At 60.8% G+C, this 16,596-nt stretch carries 12 protein-coding genes; 1 reads left to right on the top strand and 11 read right to left on the bottom strand.

The features are described from left to right. Positions 1–2: 2 nt before the first annotated feature. The 8 genes from trbJ to HOC_RS16520 all read right to left on the bottom strand — a co-directional run bounded on the left by trbJ (position 3) and on the right by HOC_RS16520 (position 11,962). Positions 3–728 carry a P-type conjugative transfer protein TrbJ gene (gene trbJ, locus HOC_RS16555; RefSeq protein ID WP_051625021.1) on the bottom strand — a complete coding sequence of 242 codons (726 nt, stop codon included), beginning with the start codon at positions 726–728 and terminating at the stop codon, positions 3–5. Beyond that, entirely contained in the window at positions 713–3,142 is a 2,430-nt protein-coding gene (trbE, locus tag HOC_RS16550; protein WP_035540645.1) for a conjugal transfer protein TrbE, read from the bottom strand. Before trbE ends, trbJ begins: the two co-directional genes overlap by 16 nt. Next, positions 3,136–3,408: a VirB3 family type IV secretion system protein gene (locus HOC_RS16545; RefSeq protein WP_035540642.1), complete on the bottom strand. Its 273-nt coding sequence runs from the start codon at positions 3,406–3,408 to the stop codon at positions 3,136–3,138. The genes trbE and HOC_RS16545 overlap by 7 nt, the downstream gene beginning before the upstream one ends. Continuing rightward, positions 3,408–3,719: a TrbC/VirB2 family type IV secretion system protein gene (locus tag HOC_RS16540; RefSeq protein ID WP_035540641.1), complete on the bottom strand. Its 312-nt coding sequence runs from the start codon at positions 3,717–3,719 to the stop codon at positions 3,408–3,410. Before HOC_RS16540 ends, HOC_RS16545 begins: the two co-directional genes overlap by 1 nt. After that, entirely contained in the window at positions 3,716–4,738 is a 1,023-nt protein-coding gene (gene trbB / locus HOC_RS16535) for a P-type conjugative transfer ATPase TrbB (protein ID WP_051625020.1), read from the bottom strand. The genes HOC_RS16540 and trbB overlap by 4 nt, the downstream gene beginning before the upstream one ends. Continuing rightward, complete coding sequence (locus HOC_RS16530; RefSeq protein ID WP_035540640.1) at positions 4,731–5,198, bottom strand: hypothetical protein; 468 nt, start codon at positions 5,196–5,198, stop codon at positions 4,731–4,733. Before HOC_RS16530 ends, trbB begins: the two co-directional genes overlap by 8 nt. Beyond that, positions 5,195–7,258, bottom strand: a complete 2,064-nt coding sequence (traG, locus tag HOC_RS16525) for an IncP-type conjugal transfer protein TraG (RefSeq protein WP_051625019.1) — start codon at positions 7,256–7,258, stop codon at positions 5,195–5,197. Before traG ends, HOC_RS16530 begins: the two co-directional genes overlap by 4 nt. A gap of 303 nt (positions 7,259–7,561) precedes the next feature. Further along, positions 7,562–11,962, bottom strand: a complete 4,401-nt coding sequence (locus HOC_RS16520; protein ID WP_035540638.1) for an NACHT domain-containing protein — start codon at positions 11,960–11,962, stop codon at positions 7,562–7,564. A gap of 607 nt (positions 11,963–12,569) precedes the next feature. Between HOC_RS16520 and HOC_RS16515 the strand changes: the two genes are divergently transcribed. After that, positions 12,570–13,613 carry a hypothetical protein gene (locus HOC_RS16515; protein ID WP_035540637.1) on the top strand — a complete coding sequence of 348 codons (1,044 nt, stop codon included), beginning with the start codon at positions 12,570–12,572 and terminating at the stop codon, positions 13,611–13,613. 60 nt (positions 13,614–13,673) lie between these two features. Here the strand turns inward: HOC_RS16515 and HOC_RS16510 are convergent, their stop codons facing one another. The 3 genes from HOC_RS16510 to HOC_RS16500 all read right to left on the bottom strand — a co-directional run. Continuing rightward, the gene (locus HOC_RS16510) at positions 13,674–15,485 is read right to left on the bottom strand and encodes a DUF3363 domain-containing protein (protein ID WP_051625018.1); all 1,812 of its coding nucleotides are present in this window, start codon (positions 15,483–15,485) and stop codon (positions 13,674–13,676) included. An 89-nt stretch (positions 15,486–15,574) separates the two neighbouring features. Continuing rightward, entirely contained in the window at positions 15,575–16,315 is a 741-nt protein-coding gene (locus HOC_RS21490; protein ID WP_156950518.1) for a S26 family signal peptidase, read from the bottom strand. An 81-nt stretch (positions 16,316–16,396) separates the two neighbouring features. Further along, positions 16,397–16,596 (bottom strand): helix-turn-helix domain-containing protein (locus HOC_RS16500; RefSeq protein WP_035540636.1); only part of this gene is annotated, 200 nt, incomplete at its 5' end.

Genomic DNA, 16,596 nt, shown 5'->3' with positions numbered 1-16,596 from the left:
CCCTAATCCCGCCTGTAGGCGACGCCGTCGCCGCGGAAGCGTTTGTGACGAATGCGGGCCTGTTCCTCGATGGCCGCCCGGCGGGATTCTTCGAGCGCCACCATCCGGTATTGCGCCGCCATCAATTGCTGCATCTGCATCTGTTGCTCGACCGAGAGGGCAATGAGCTGGTTGCCGGCCTGGGCGACCGACAGGTTCCCGGTCGCGGCCTGGCTCTCACCGACAAGATCCGTCAGTGTCTCGCGGGACTCCGCAATCGAGGTCACGATCCCGGACTGGACCTGGATGGACGCCCGGAAGGCGTCCCGGCTGATCCGCCACTGATCGGTGGCCTCAACAACGATCTCCGCATTTGAGAGGTCCTCATAGGAGTCCGGGAAGGCTTCTTCATACTGGCGCCGGGACGCTTCGACTTCATAAGTCACCTCTCCCGCTTCGCGCATCAGTGTGTCGATGCGTTCGAGTACGCGTTTCAGGTGTTCGATTGAGGCATAGTCGAGACGTTTCAGGTCTTCGGCCTGATTCACCAGCATCTGCGCCTCATGCTGGAGCTGCTGGATCTGGTTATTGATCTGTTCGAGCGTGTTGGTCGCGGTCAGGATATTCTGGACAAGATTTGTCGGGTCGATCACGACATCTCCCACGCCGAACAACGCGTCTGCAGGAGGCGCAATAACGACAAGCGAGGACACGGTCCCAAGGAGAATGGCGATCATTCTGCGGCGCATGGCATGTCTCCTTCGGTCACTATCAGGTCCGCGGCCCAATGGAGACCGCGTGCCGCCAGCCAGACTGGCGCAAACGCGTCCGGTCCTGCAGATGCATGGATTTCCGACATCAGCTTCTGGTCGGCCTTCGAGCCTGCGGCGCAGAAGGCCAGCGCCACTGGCCCGAGCTCGAGATCGAACAGGCGGTTGCCGTCCGGCGACTGAACATAATAGTCCCGCTTCGGGGTCGCCCTTGCGATCAATTCCACCTGGCGCGCATTGAGGCCGAAAGCTTCATAGGTTTCTTGCTGCGCAGGTTCTTCGGCGCGCGCATTGGCAAGAAAGATGCGAGTGGGTGCGCTTTCGATCAGACTGGGAGCGATCGTGCTGGAAGAAATGTCCGACAGGCTCTGTGTCGCGAAAATGACTGAGACATTCTTCTTGCGCAGGGTCTTCAGCCAGTCACGCAAGCGTCCTGCAAACATTGGGTGGTCAAGAAAGAGCCAGGCCTCGTCAAGAATGAGCAAGGTAGGCTTTCCGTCGAACCGGGCTTCCAGCTTCGCAAAGAGGTGCGCCAGGACCGGCGCCGCGAGCCGCTTGTCCTGCATCAGCGCGTCCATTTCGAAACAGAGCATGTCCTCTGACGCTAGACTGTCCTCGTCTGCATCGAGCAAAGCGCCATAGGGGCCGGCGAGCGTATAGGGCTCAAGCGCCTGCTTGAGCTCGGAGGATTGCACCAGCGCCATGAGGCCCGTGAGCGTGCGTTGCGAGACGGGTGCCGCGCCAAGGCTCTGTAGCGCGGTCCAGACGGCCTGCTTCACCTCTGGCGTTACCGTGACATTTTCCTGAGCGATCAGGCCGAGCACCCAGGCCTGTGCTGCGGCCAGCCCGGCTTCGCCGTCCAGATGCCGCAAGGGCTGGAACGCAAGCTCGCCATCAAGACCAAGCTCATACCAGGTCCCGCCAAGGGCAAGCGTCGCGCAGCGCGCTGAACCGCCTTTGTCGAAGATGAAAACCTGCGCGTCGTCATAGCGCCGGAATTGCAAGGCTAGGAGCGACAGGAGCACCGACTTGCCCGCCCCGGTTGGCCCGACCACCATCATGTGGCCGACATCGCCCTGATGCGTAACCAGCCGGAACGGTGTCGCACTGGCCGAGCGCGCCATCAGGAGTGAAGGACCGTCGAGGTGTGCGTTGCGCTCTGGTCCGGCCCAAAGCGCCGAGAGCGGCGCCATGTGGGCAAGATTGATCGTATTGAGCAGGGGTTGGCGGACATTGGCGTAGGCTTCCCCAGGGAGCGTGCCGAGCCAGGCTTCGACGGCGTTGACGCTTTCTGAGACACAGGTGAACCCGCGCCCCCGGATCACGCGCTCAACGGCCCGGATCTGGTCCTCAGCGACAGATGCATCCGCATGCCGAACGACAATCGCCGTCGTACAGTATCCGAAGGCGACATGACCCGCGCCAAGGGCTTGTAGCGCTTCATCAGCATCGGCTGCCTGGTTGTCGGCGTCAGAATTGAGGAGCGTTGCGGGTTCATTGGTGAGGATTTCGCGTAAGTATGAAGTAAGCGACCGGCGCTTTGCAAACCAATTGCGGACATAGGCATTAATCGTTTTTTCCGCTTCCGGCTTGCCGAGTGGCAGGAACCGCGTCACCCAGCGGTAGGCAAAGCCGAGATGGTCGAGGTCTGAGAGCAGTCCCGGCTCGCCGGTTGCCGGGAACCCGTTGATGGTGAGGACTTTCAATGTCTCTTCGCCAAGGCGTGGGCTGAGCCCGCCTGTCAGTGGCGTATCGACCAGGAGCGCATCGAGGCACATTGGTAGCGAAGGGGCATTTACGTTCTGGCGCGCCGTAGAGATGCAGGCATGGAGATAGGTCAGCGTTTCATCATCATCCAGGAACCGCGCCTCCGGCATGAGATCCGCCATCATGTCGCGCGCCCGGGATGTTTCGGTTTCGAAATGGGCGAGATGCTCGCTCCAGAACGCCGCCGGGGCATCTGCGGGATCGTCGATGAAGAGTTGCTCGATCCGGGCTGTCCGGTCGGCCGTTGGCATCCATGTGAGGGTCAGGTAGCAATCTGTTTCGAAATGCCGTCCGTCTTCTTCGAAGGCCGCCCGGCGTTCCTCATCGACCAGCCAGGCTGCCGGGTCGCGCCAGGTGCTTTCCGGGTAGGTAACGGACGGCCTGCGGTCGGCTTCTATGTGCAGGGCCCAGCCCGATCCGAACCGGCGCAGGATATTGTTCATGCGCGCCGTGACGGCGACCCGTTCTTCGGGGGGCGCACTTTCAAGGTCGGGTCCGCGATAGCGGATCGTGCGCTGCAGGCTGCCATCCTTGTTGAGGACAATCCCCGGCGCAATCAGGCAGGCCCATTTGAGATGATCTGCCAGGCTTGTCGGACGCTGGCGATATTCACGTAGGTTCAGCATGCGTAATAGCCCCTGTGCCGGACGTGCCGGATCAGCACATCGGTAAATTGCGGATCGCGCCGGGCGGCAAATACGCAGATCCCCTGCACGACAATCCAGAAGACGAGCCCGACAATCCAGAGCTGGAGGCCCAGTCCAAGCGCCGCCGCCAATGTGCCATTGACGATGGTGGCCAGTCTTGGCGCGCCGGCGAGCAGGATCGGCGAAGTCAGCGAACGGTGCACCGGTACGCTATAGCCATGGGGCAGGGGGCGCGTGTCAGCCATCAGAGCGTCGCCCCGCCGCCGAAGGAGAAGAAGGACAGGAAAAACGAGGTCGCGGCAAAGGCGATCGAGAGACCGAACACGATCTGCAACAGTTTGCGCATCCCGCCGCCGCTCTCGCCGAAGGCAAGACCCAGGCCGGTCAGGATGATGACGATGGTCGCAAGGATCTTGGCGACCGGGCCCTCGATGGAGTCGAGGATCGATTGCAGCGGAGCTTCCCAGGGCATGCCCGACCCGGCCGCATGGGCGGGAAAGGCGAGCGCCACGGTGATCGCCGTCAGGCTCAGGGCCTTGATTGTGTTTCTGTTCATTTCGGATGTGTCCTTTCAGGTGCGGTTGAGAGAAGCGGTTCAGAAAAGGGCAGGCTCGGCAGGACGAGCTGGAGGTCCGGCTGGACGGGCACGAGGTCGTATCCCTCGCGTCCCAGACCGTTCATGCGCGCGACCGTTTCGACACGATGCAGGCCGGCGCGCCGCGAGATGTAGACGACGCAGTCGATCGTCTCGGCGATGAGATCATGCGGCACCTGGGCAGAGGTCTCTCCGATCAGCTGTTCGAGCCGGGAGAGACCGCCGTGGGCGGAATTCGCATGCAGCGTGGCAATGCCGCCCGGATGACCGGTATTCCACGCCTTCAGCATGTCGAGCGCTTCGGCGCCGCGGACTTCGCCGATAATGATCCGGTCAGGCCGGAGGCGCAGGGTCGAGCGGACAAGGTCTGCGAGCGTGACAGAGCCTGGCTGCGTGCGCAGCTGCACGGAATCTTGTGCTGCTGAGACAAGCTCACGCGTATCTTCAAGGATGACGAGCCGGTCACCCGTCCGCGCGATCTCGGCAAGCAGCGCATTGGCGAGCGTCGTCTTGCCCGAGCCCGTGCCGCCAACCACGAGGATGTTCTCGCGGTCCAGCACGGCTCGCCGCAAGGCTTCGGCATGGTGGGCGGCCATCACACCTGAGGCGACGTACGCATCCAGCGCGATCACCCGGCCTGCCGGCTTGCGGATCGAAAAGCACGGCCCGGGGGACACCGGCGGCAACACCCCTTCGAACCGTTCGCCACCCATAGGCAGCTCGGCCGAAACAATCGGCGATCCCACGTCTGCGCGCCGGCCCATATGGCTGGCGACCAGGCGGATAACACGCTCGCTGTCGGCGGAAGACATCGCACCAGACTCGGCCCGTCCGCTCCCATGCCGCTCGACCCAGAGCCTGCCATCCGGATTGATCATGATTTCGACAACGGCAGGATCATCCAGTGCCGCGACGATCTCGCTGCCCAGCGCTGTCACCAGCATGGCGCGTGTCCGTGTCAGGCTTGTCGCGTCACGCATCGGCCCGCACCTCGCCCATACGTTCAGAGGCGGACTCGCCATCAAATCCGGAAGCCTCTTCCGTCACGTCTTCGACGGCATTCTGGAGAATACGCTGGCCCGACCGGAGGGCTTCAGCGACCTGCCGCACGAAGAGATCGAACCGCAGGTCCCCCTTGGCCCGGGCGGCTTCCACCTGGTTGGCCGGAACAGGCGGGGTCACGGTCAGGAAGTAATGGACGAATGTCGCGAGCGTTTCGGCAAGGACCAAATTGTCCCGTTCGATCCGCCCGAACTGGCGCGTCAGCCGGTCGAGCCGGCGATTGATGGCGGCTTCACGCTTGTTATCCGCTTCGCCCGCCCTGTAGGCCGTCAGCGCCCGGTCAACGATGACGCTTTCAGAAAGACCCGGGCGCTTGGCCATGGCCTTGAGCGAGTGATAGTTCTCTGGCGAGATATAGGGCTGGATGCGGGGTTTCATTCGCCATTCCCCTTCAGGTCAATGCCGGTCGCCTGTTCGAGACTGTCGGCCTGTACGAGCGCATCGAAGAGACTGGCCTGCAGGGGAGCGCGCGTTCTCGCTCGCAAACCCCCGGACTTCACGGGGCCGGCAGAGCGGGCCCGGTCTTCAGCCACACTGCGCGCTTGTCGCCGGCTCAGGCCATCGGCTTCCGGCCCCAGATCGTCAGCCTGCATCAGGCCCTCATGGATGGTACGAACGTCTCTGCCCCAGTCATTCTCCCGTACCTCCGGAATACAGGCCGCTGCACCCGGTGCTTCTTTAAGGCGTTCGGTAAAGTTCCGGTCTTCATAGTAGCGAAGCTTCAGCGCCCGCACGGGCGGGGAACCCGCGACAAGGACGAGCTCCTGGTCGGACGGCAGCTGCATCACTTCGCCTGGCGTCAGCAGCTGGCGGGCAGTCTCCTGGCGCGACACCATCTTGTGCGACAGCCAGGGGGCGAGCCGGTGGCCTGCATAATTCTTCATGGCGCGCTGTTCGGTCTTGGTGCCGAGCGCATCGGATATCCGTTTCGCCGTGCGCTCGTCATTTGTCGCGAAGGCGACCCTGACATGGCAATTGTCGAGAATGGCGTTCGAAGGGCCATAGGCCTTCTCGATCTGGTTCAGCGACTGCGCGATCAGGAAGGCCTTGAGACCATAGCCAGCCATGTAAGCCAGTGCGCTTTCGAAAAAGTCGAGCTTTCCGAGGGCCGGGAACTCATCCAGCATGAACAGGACCCGCCGCCGGGATTTCGGCGCGGCCACCGACACAAGAGGCGCGAGCAGCCCGCAGGCTCCAAGAATATTCGCCACAAGCGATTTGCTGCGCGAGACCTTGAATGGACTGACATCGAGATGCTCGGTCAGGCGTCGGCCCACCTGGTTCAGGATAAGGCGCATGAGCGGTTTTGTGCGCGAAAGATCCGAAGGCGGTACAACGAGATAGAGCGACAGGGGCCGATCACCCGACACCAGGTCATCAATCCGGAAATCGCTCCGCGACGTTACTTCGGCAATGACCGGATCGGCGTAAAGGGCGAGAAAGCGCAAGGCCGTGGAGAGCACGCCTGAGAGCTCGTTTTCAGTCTGGTTAGACATTTCTCTTGCCTTGGTCGCGACAATCGGGTGAACGCGTGGCGCTTCATTCGTGCCGAGGTGATTGGTCCGCTTCATGATCTCGATTGTCGTCCGGAACGTACGATCAGGGTCGGCGAGGAATGTGCCGACCCGAGCGAGCGTCTTCTCAGGCTCGGCGTAAAGGACGTGCAGGATGGCGCCGGTCAGGAGGGACTTTGCCTTGTCCACCCAATGCCCTGGTTCTTCGACGACACCGCGCGGATCGACGAGGATATCGACAATGTTCTGGACATCGCGGGCTTCATTGAGGCCTCGGCGCACTTCCATCAGCGGATTGAAATGAGCCGAGGCAATATCGGTCGGATCGAACCGTACACAATGTGAAAACTCCGAGCGCCAGCCGGAGGTCAGCTGCCAGTTCTCGCCCTTGATGTCATGCACCAGAACCGAATGCGGCCAGGACAAGAGCGTCGGCACAACTAAACCCACGCCCTTGCCGGAGCGCGTCGGCGCAAAGGCCATGACATGATCTGGCCCGTCATGGCGCAGGTACGCACCCTCTACCTGGCCGAGGAATACGCCGGCTGGCTTCAGCAGTCCGGACTTGCGGAGATCCTTGCTCTCAGCCCAGCGCGCTGAGCCGAAAGTCGAAACCCGCTTGTCCCACCGGGCCCGCAGGATCGATCCGGTCACCGCGATCACGATGGCAGCAATCCCGCCAGACCCTGCGATCATCCCGCCCCGTTCAAACACATCCGGCGCATAGGCATCGAAGGAATACCACCAGCCGAAAAAGGCCCAGGGCACATAGACCGGCATGCCCAGGATAACGAAGAGCGGCTCACCCAGCCGAGGCGACCAGTCAAGGGACCAGGCCGTCCACTCGGTTGCGCACCAGAGCGCTACCAGGACGACGAGCAAGACCAGTATAATCTGCCAGAAGAGGTGCGTGCCATGTTTCATGACACAGAACCTGACCAATCAGCCTCTCAGTCTCCAGAGAGGGAATTGGGGGAAATATGTGGGGTATTCTGAAGGTTCGGGAACAGCCGAGCGGTGCAAGTGAAGTATTGGGGAGAATTTGTAGGGACAAGAAAATTCAGTGGCTATGTTAAAGCGCGTCCGGGATATTTGTGTTTTGGAATAAGCCCGGCAACGTCACAGATCATTTTGAATGGGGCTTACTCAGAAAGGCTTTTCCATTTGAAGCCCTCAAATTTCGAGAGCAGCCTCAGTGATGAAATCTGATGGAACAACCCGGCCTCCTCAAATCTCCCGCGCAAGCACTTTGTACCGCTTGTCACCTCCAAGCGTGCCTGCATGCGCCTCGCACGCCTCGACCAACGCCCCAAACCCAACGAGCCTCCCACCAACCCGTTTCCTGAACGCCGGTCCTCTCGTGTTCAGCAGCACCAGCGTGCCCGCATGCTTCTCCGCTTCGCGCAGGTATTTGTCCCGCACCTGTGTTTCCAGTGTGAGCACAAGTGCGTCACCGGACCAGTGTGAGCGGTCGGCGAGCTTTACTTCGACCACCACGCAGCCAAGCTCGGCGCGTCTCGCCGTGACAAGGATATCGGTCCTGTTCTCACCCGCGGTTTCCGGCTCCCGCGTGACCGAGAAGACCTCGTGGCCGGTTTCTTCCAGCCGCGCGCTCAGCCAGTTCCGGAAATCTGCCTCATCCCGCTCGGTAGGCTCTCCATCCGGCCTGCGATAGGGCCGCGCCTCGTCATGGTTGGAGTTCACAAAACGCTCAAGGAGGCCGTCCAGAATGCCATTCACATAGGCCGCAAATTCCTCGCGTGTGTGCGGAATGGCGCGGAGCCCGGACATGAGGCGTGGAATGTCCTCACTGCCGATGAGGTGCCGGCTGGCTCCCAGCCTGACGAGGCGTTCGGCATGATAGAGGAAGACGTCGCGCTGGCCGGCAAGTTCAGGGAGGGCGGCAAGGCGGAGGAGTTCCTGATAGCCCATTTCACTCGCCAGCCCGACTAGGTCTTCTGTCCAGTGACGGCGCTGCTCACCCGCCTTGTCGCGCGTGCCGGGAGAGTAGACGTCTTCATGCCGAATATCGGTTTCTGGCGGGGCGATAAGCCAGGCCAGCCGCACAAGGACGCCAAGCGCCGCGGCTGATGCGCGAAGGGCATCGGCCTGCCGGTCGCGGTCCTCACGTGACCGGTTCATCAGTCTGCCATAGTTGGCAATGAAGCCTAGGAAGGGGCTTGTCCCATCTTGCGGCCAGACATGGCGCGTCCAAGGGTCAAGCGTGCGGACGGCTTCATCCGGATCTGTCCTGAATAGGAATTCAAGCCAGGCCCAGGCCCGCATATATTGGCCTTCTGCGGCGGCCTCTGCAAACTGACGGCGCACGAAGGCCTGGCTGAGCTGATCGGCCTGACCGCAATTCAGGAGGATGGAGAGCAGATAGGCAAGATCGTCAGTATGGATGATGGGCTGTTCGGTCAGGAGGTTCGCGATAAGCGGCGCTGCGGCGTCCTTGAGCGGGCCAGGGCCGTAGGCAAGCGCGGAGACGAGGCGGTTAGGAATGTTCTGGGGATGAGGCTTTGCCGCGAGCGCCTCCCGGAGCGGAGCCTCAAGAGTCTGCCGAATGACCGCGTCATGTGCGGGCAGGAAGTGACCCGCCAAGTCGGGGAGCTTGCGGTGTTCGCTGAGAAGGGCGATCACGCACCAGCGGGCCGCTTCCGGCCCGTCATGGAGAAGGTCGCCGGACATGCGGTCCAGCTGCAGGCCGGCATAGGCGACATCGGCAATGGCCCAGCCATCGGCATGGGTCAGCCTGGCCGGGTCAAAGCTGCGCCATACGGCGCGGTAACCAGCTACCGCGGCATTCCGGGCCATGCGGCCATCGGTCTCCGCGATATGGCTGAGCACGGTCCGCACGCTCCAGGCTTCGTTATTGCGCGTTGCTTCGAACATGGCGGTATGGAGAAAATTGAGGTGAGCCCCTGACCGGATCGCTGGCAGGATCCGGCGCACGCGCCATGCGCGGCGAACCTGCCGCCAAGGCCACAAAACCCTGTCCAGAAGCGCCCGCTTGAGCCTGCGCCCGCCGCCGGCATGCACGAACCTGTACTTTGCCCGATGCCAGACCTCTGGCCGTTTTGGGGCATAGCGCCGGATTTCAGGGTCATTGCTGCTGCGCTCGAACCGCTTCAACCGTTTGAAGACGGATTTCCGGTCCGTGAACGGGCTGGCATCGCCAATGAGGCCCCGGGCAATCGCATACCAAGTCCGGATTTCGTCTCTCGTTTCAGCCGTTTCGGCCTCGTCGAGGGCACGCATGATATCGTCTGTCGTCCAGAGACCTTCCTGGTCTCTCCGGTCGGTCAGGGTAAGCGAGGCGATAGCTTCATAGGCCCAGATCCTGTCCGGTTTGACAAGGTGGAGACGCTGGCGCAGCAGGGCAAACTTGATCTCCGGTGCCGCGCGCAGCCGGGCTGCGATCTCACTCAGCCTCTGCGAGAAGGCAAAACTGCCATCGCGGTGCGAGAGTCCGCAGAAGAGTTCTACGGCCTTCAGGAGATTTGCCGAGGGCGGTGTACCGCCTTCCTCACGCAGCTCATTAAGGACAAGATCAGATATCGGCTGGAGCAACATCAGGCGCGAGGGTAGGGGCACAGGCAGGTGATTGTCCCGGGTTGCTGTCGGATCGATGATGAGGTCGAGCAGGGCGCCGAGCCAGTCGCCCGGCAGGGCTGGCTTCGCCGTAGCGACAAGATCGCCAGCAAAATAGCCGCTCGCCGATGCGAGGTTTCGTGGCTCGCGGGCGAGGTGTTCAAGATAGGCCATCACGTCGCTCATCGCGCCGAGGCCAGGCGCCACGAAGCCGAGACCCGAGAGGAGCCAGCCATTCCAGGTCGAAGCTGCTTCCGGGTCAATTTGCCCTGATGCGGCAATGTCATCGACCAGGCTGTCGCGGACCCGCTGGTGCAGGTTATCGGGGCCAAACGCCTGGAGGGCGAGATTTGCTTCGGTCCTGACCTGGCGGGCTTCATCGGGGTTACAGGCGATGTCGCAGAGCAGGCCGACAATGCTTTCCATATTGCCATGGCGGGCGAGTTCGACAAGATTTTCTCGAAGTTCGCGTGAGGTGACCGAGGAGAGCAAGTCTGCGACCGTGGGTGCAAGGTCCGGATGGGCGAAGGCCTCAAGGTCGTTGCGATAGAAATGTTCGCCCCGGAAGACCTGGGTTTCATATTGTGCTGCATGGCTGACTAAGGCACCGGCCCGTTCGTCGAGGCTGTAGAGGCTGGGATCGCCGGTTTCCATGAGCAGGGTCGGGTGGATGTCGATCACAAGCCGCCTTGCAGCCGGGTTCATTGTGGCGAGCCATCCGAAGAAGTTCAAAAGATCCGGCGGGACATGCTTGCGGGTCTGGAACTCGCCTAGCAGGGGCGAGATGGGCTCGAGATTGCCGCCGAGATTGTCTATGGCGCGGTTGAAGAATTCTGCTGCCAGGAAGTCCTGGATTTCCCTGATGGCAAAGCGGATGCGGCCAGCAGAGGCCGGATCGAAAAAACCATAGCTGAAGAGTTGACGGATGCTGGCATCCGTCCATTCATCACTGAGCGCGCCTAGGATTGAGTGAGAATCGAGACAGGCTGCGTCATGGGCTGCAAGCGAGAAGTCGCGTTTTCCGCTCAAAGTGCAGGCCGCAGCAAGAGCCTGCAGGCCTTCCATGGCAGCAGGCTGGCTGAGATCCGAGCGCCGCTCGGCATCCAATCGTGGGCGAAGAGCATAGTCAATCGCCCGCCTGAAGAGACGGCGCCGGCTATCAAATCCGGTGGCACCAGGAAGGCCCGCATCGAGATTGCCTTTCCAGACATCGATGAGCATGCGCGCTTCCAGCGGCGTCTGGGCGAGCACAACGGCTTTTGCAGTTTCGACCGCTGCGACAAAGCTTGCGGCGTCTATGCCTTGCGCTCCTGCGAGCTTCATGAGCTGGGAGCGGCTCAGCGGAGACAGAGCGAGGATTTTCAGGTCTGCCGGATCCGTCTGCGCGTCTGCAAGGCCCGCTTCGAAGGCATCCGTATCGCCCGGCCCCCCACCATCCTCGCCGTCCGCCTTCGACGCGTCTTCATCTTTCTCGCTCAGCCAAACCAGGAGGTCCTTCAATTTTGGCCGGTCGGTCTCGTCCTGCCATTCGCTCCCGCGCGTGGACAGGATGAGGGATGTGCGGTTCCGGGCTTTTCCAATGGCACGCTTGAAGGCGGTCAGCGCCTCATCAAGGACGATGCCGTTCTGACCGCGGGGCAGTCGCGCTTCATCGAGGGCATCGAGGAAGAAGTATCCGTGGGCCTTGTTGCGCTTCCACTTGCGAAATTGCTCGAGAGATTCAGGATCGCCTTTCTCACCTAGTGCCGCTTCCAGGCTGCCGACTGTGAGCGCTTCCAGCCTGACATAGAAGGCGGCATTGCCCTCTTCGGAAAGGCGTTGCTGCTGATGCAGGAGTTCCCTAGTCTTGCCTGAGCCTGCACGGCCCAGAATGACGACGGCGCGAAGGGCCAGCACGTCCGGCCAGGCAAGGCCGGTAACCGAGTCCTGCAGGAACATGCCGAGACCTGCCCCGTCGCTTTCGCTGCGGTCGCGTTCGCCAACCGGTTCGAACCGGCGGTCGAGGTCGACAAAGTCATTCCGCTTCACGGTCACCCCCCGGAGGCTCCTTTGATATTCAGATAGCCCGAATGGCTGAATCCGCAGGCAGATCCTTAAGGATTTGCCGCTTCCGGTCCGCAAATCGCACCACGGCCAGAAACAGCTCCTTCTCTGAAGGGAATCGCCCTAAAAGACCATCCCATTGGAGGGGGCATGATGATGATCAGCTTTCCGTGTACTCAGGATGAAGCGGTCAGGGTGTCGGTCGCTGCGGCGTAGCCGAAAGTGCTGTTTCAGGAGATTGCCAGCGCCCTCACAGAGCGGGCTCTGGAACTTCGCAATATCCATCCCATCTGACGAAGACCAGACGGTGATGAAGGCCGCCGCCCAGCATCTGATCGTAGTGCGGCATTCCGGACTTCATCTTGCAGCCTGAGTGATGGGCCATACGGTACTGCTCGCGCTTGAGGCTCTGGGCCTGCCTGACAAGCCCGATTCACAGAAGCCTATGTTGCCGAGGCTGAGGACTGGCGTGAGCGTCTTGAAGACATACGCGGGAACATCACACAGCCCGCAGCCGGAAGAGTTGAATCGGCTGGTCGTAAACGTCGTGCAGCTGTCCGGATCGCAATCTCGAGAGAACGGCCCTAAACCAGTCATCATGGCAGAAGATAATCCATCCGGCCTTCCACGTCCCCTTATCTATGTCGACCAGAACATTTTGGGGGCACCTCTTGAGGCGCTTATTCAGTCAGAGGCCTTTGCTGCCTGGCGCGACACGGTCGTACTTGTGTATTCCAATGAGACCATGAATGAGATTATGCGCTCAGAGGGACTCGCGCCAGAGTTTCTCGGCAATCTCTCCAAATTCGTGACGGCGCGCGTCTTCGACGAACTGGATGACCGGTTGAGGCCGACGGGCCGATTCAAGATCCGGGTCGAGAGTCCACAACAGCGCTATCGGGTAACGCTCGAAGAGCAATTGCTCGCCTCACCCGACCTTCAGGGCCTTGGCGTCCTTCACAAGCTGTTCGGAGGCGAGGCTGATCGCTCCTATGCCGATATTTCTGCCGCCCAAGTGGGAGAGATGCAAAGGGCGTGGAAGAGCGAGCTGGACCAGATTGACCTGCCTGCGGCATTCCGGGAGCTCCTCGACCAGTTGCATGACTCTATCATTTCCGTGGCATCCGGCGCGCTCTCATCAACAGCCAAGACCTTGGCAACAAATCTCCAGCCAAACGGCAGGCAGGTAACGAGTGTAGATTTCCGGCGGGATCTTGGTCTCGACATGGAAACCTTGAATTCTATTAAGGGTGACAAAGTGATCGAACGCATCTGGGCGCTCATCCAGTCGACCAATGACACGGTGCGCGGCTGGTCATTCGAGGCCTTTTGCAATGTCGAGGGAGAGAGCCCATTTACAGGCAAGCCCTACACCATCCCAGACAAGGTCAGGAGCATGATGCTGATTCTAAACCTGATCGGGTATCAGTCCGACAAGAAACTCTCTCGGTCCGACAAATTCATCTCAAGTCAATCGGATCTCGGCCATGCCGCCTATGGCAGCCTGTGTGATGCGATTGTTTCAAATGATATCCGTTTCCGGAAACGCTTGTCTGCAGTCTATGCGTATCTTTATGTGCCGACGCGAATATTCAGTGTGGATGCCAGCAATGGATTCAGGCTCCGCGAGGAGACTGAATAGCGCACCCGTGAAACGATCTCGCAAGACGCCGCTTGACCGGGTTGCACGTCGCTCTTGAGATCAATCCGCCATTCCAATCCCGCGCTCCAGCGTCCACGAAATCCTACCCCCACGCACCAGCCCAGACACCGCCATCCCACGCCGCTTCTCCAGCACGTGCCGCCAAGGCACAATCGTAAAATCCCGCTGCCGTTCAATGAGCGCAAACTTCCCGCTCACCCGCGACACGGGCTCGCGGTAGGTGCCATCGACACGACCACGTTCGGGCGCCGGCGAATACGGCTTCCTGATCTTTTCACTCAACGTCCGTCCAGCCTGTGTCAGGTCGCGCTTCAACAGCTCGGACTTCTGTGCCGCAGAAAGCCCAGTGCCCGACTCCAACTTCATTCCAATCCCCGCCAGAAACGCACGCCGTTTGACCTGCGCCTCAGCGACCTCCTCGCCAAACCCAATCGGCACACCGGATGGAGGAGGCGTCTCATCCAGCCAGGTTACACCAAGCGCAGATTCCTGATCCTTCAGCCCAAGCTCAGATCGCACGAGCAGTTGCGCTGATCTGAACCGTGCTTGTGCCCGTTCGTACGCTTTCGCGCGATCCAGATAGTCCGGTGGGATTTTCCAGTCAGCTTCGGCTGTCCGCTCAACATGACCGGCGCGCCTCAAGGCTTCCAGTCTTCTCACATGCGCCGCAACAAATTCCGGACTGGATCGCGGGTCATCGGCCTGGTGCAGGCTCGCCGAATAGATCCCGGCATTCGCCCGCGCAATCCGGTCGATCGTGATGTCCGATGCTTTCGGCTCAAGGTTTGACGGCGACACGGTAACGATCGCCCCGCGCTTTACTTCCTCCACTTCGCCCGCGACACCTAGCTCCACAAAAACCGCGCGGCCATCGAGACTGTCGATGATGGCGTAGGCCCTTTCATGGGCTTCACCGGTGAGACCCGTCTGTAGAACCGCACCCGTCACACTTCGTCCGTCCGGATCGGATTTGTCGAAGATCGCATCCGCATCCAACCGCCGGTCCTCGCGTCCCGCGAGTGCGCGGTTCATCGTCTTGATGATGTCGTGGCGCTCAGAAAGCCCCCTCAGCGTGTCGCGGAAGCTCTCCCGCATCTGCCAGCGTCCAGCACCGAGTTTCTGGGCGAGCCCAAGCCGCTCCAGCGTCCGCAACCGGGCGGCATGGAGCGTGCGATAGTGCGAGGGGCTTTCCTTCAACCGGAACTCATGTTCGGGACTTACCTGACGCGCGATAAAATGATCGATCCGCGTCACACGCTCGGCAGCGATATCCGATTGGAGTTTCCGCTCCTGTTCAAGCCTTGTCTCCGGGCCGAGCTCCAGCGTGACCAGGTCCTCGGCACGCTCGCGGATCCCATGGGAAATATACGCCCGTGGCATGACAAGGTCCGAGCCATCGTCTCGGCGTCCGCGGATGACCAGGTGCGCATGCGGCCGTCCCGTATCATGGTGCACTGCGCCGACCCATTCGAGCCGCGTGCCAAGGTCAGATTCCATCTGCGAAACCAAGTCGCGAACGAACGGCTTTAGGTCAGCCATTTCGGTCCCGTCTTCGGGCGACACGATGAACCGGAAATGATGCCGGTCATCCGTGATGGATTTGACCAGACCTGATGCGTTGGCATCCTCGCTCATGGCGTCAAAGAGTTTCCCGCGATCCTTCGCCTCCAGCGCCGCGTCGCGCCGGATGTATCCGATATGGGCTGCCAGGGCCGCTGCACTGGAAGCCGACATCCGCACTATGCGTGCCTTGACGATCACGCGTCTCTGTCCGCCGCGCAGGCCGGTGCGGGGCCGGGCGGGCAGGGTGGTCCGCCTGACGCCGCCAGCCGACGACAGCGCTTTCGTCATGCGCGTCAGGTACGTCTTCGTGCGTCCCCCTAAACCGGCGGAACGAATCCTGCCAGGTCTTGGGGTGAAAGGATTGTCCGGCGGCATGCTCATTCGGGCCGATCCGGCGGAAAACAGGCAAGATTGCGCGCATGGAACCATGCCAACCTGTTGTCCTTATTGAGGCTTCCATCAGACCACAGAGCTGCGTAAGTATCTGTGGAGCCATAAAAATCGATGTGCAGACAAGGCGATAACCCCTCATTGGCTCCATGAGCTTTTATCTTGCAATCAAATTCGCCATCAATTCGCTCCTGACCACCAATTTCCGCAGCCAAATCAACGTCTTTCAGTAGGATCGCCGTGCCCAGAATGTCCGCCTCCAAAACAGTTCCGAAATACCGACCATCAAAAGAGTCCGCTGTGCGACCAGAAAGGAGCAGCACCTCGCCCGTCCGAAGCTGCCTGCAGGCAGTCCAGGGCGACGGCAGAGTGCGTCCCAGACTATCGTCCGATAGCAGGCGGACAGCTGGCGTCCCGTTGATGAGTAACTCACCGTCGACCGCACAAACCGTATCCCCTTCTAGCGCCCGGACGGTCTTGATGACGGGAATACCAGACGGCAAATAACCCCGCTCCGCAGCAAACATCGAAGCGTCTTCCGGAAGGTGCGAAACAACCAGATCACCGCGCGAGATCACGCTAAAAGGTTCGACGCGATACCATCCAAGTGGCGCACTTTCGCTCGGATTGTAAAGCAGGAGCGGCGGTAAAACCCCGGTCGCTGGGAGACTGATCAATGCCACTCCAATCACAGAAATCCCGCTCCAGAATGCTGCACGAAGGCTCATGAATTGCCCCGCCCATCGCTCGAATAAGATATTCGCTTTTCTTTCGAAAATGCGACTAAATCCGCCTTCAGTGCCCAATATTTACGTGCCATTTCCTGATCCTCGCGCGCGGTTCCACACGGTCGAATAGTCGTTCAGGTCATCGACATGATAGACGACGGTGCCGCCATGCTTCCGGTATTTCGGTCCATTGTTCGACCAGCGCCAGTTCTCCATCGTGCGTACCGTGATGCGCAAATAGGCGGCTGCTTCTTTCGTCGTCAGGAAAGGACTTGGACGTC

The organism is Hyphomonas oceanitis SCH89, from assembly GCF_000685295.1.
Taxonomy (GTDB): domain Bacteria; phylum Pseudomonadota; class Alphaproteobacteria; order Caulobacterales; family Hyphomonadaceae; genus Hyphomonas; species Hyphomonas oceanitis.
This window is presented reverse-complemented; position numbering and strand designations above follow the sequence as displayed.